Annotated in this window: 1 pseudogene; it reads left to right on the forward strand. The window is 70.8% G+C overall.

What is annotated here, in order from left to right:
- Positions 1–620 (forward strand): annotated as a pseudogene (locus D6860_RS25440) (phage tail protein); the annotation flags it as partial.

A 620-nucleotide genomic window follows, 5' to 3' on the forward strand; every position in this document is an offset into this window, starting at 1 on the left:
CTGGCGCCCACCGTCGCCACCGCGCTCTTCGGCGCCGGCTATTCCGCCACCCAGCTGAGCCTCGTGGGGCTCGGCCTCAACTTCCTCGGCGCGGCGCTGGTGGGCAGCCTCATTCCGCCGGTCACGCCCGATGAGAAGGAGCGCAAGAACCGCTACACGCTCAGCGGCTGGACCAACGAGCTGCGCCCCGACGAGCCGGTGCCCTGGCCGCTCGGCCGCCATCGCTACGCGCCGCCCTTCGCCGCGCGCTCCTACACCCAGATCATCGGCGACGAGCAGTTCGTCGTGGCGCTCTTCGTCTGGGGCTACGGGCGGCTGAAGATCTCCGACCTGCGGATCGGCGAGACCTCGATCGACGACTACGACGAGGTGGAGATCGAGCACCGAGAGGGCGTCGCCGGCGACGACCCGGTCTCGCTCTATCCCCGGCAGGTGATCGAGGACGCCGAGAGCGTCGAGCTGGTCCGCCCACTGCCGCGCGACGACACCGGCGAGGTGACCTCGGGCGCGGCGATCGAGACCCCGGTGGTGCGCACCACCGCCAGCGTGACGCAGATCGCGTCGGTGATCCTTTGGTTCCCGACGGGGCTCTACCGGCTCAACCGGGAGGGCGACAGGGA

The sequence above is a fragment of the Salipiger sp. D13 genome (assembly GCF_003703915.1).
In the GTDB taxonomy this organism is placed as follows: domain Bacteria; phylum Pseudomonadota; class Alphaproteobacteria; order Rhodobacterales; family Rhodobacteraceae; genus Salipiger; species Salipiger profundus.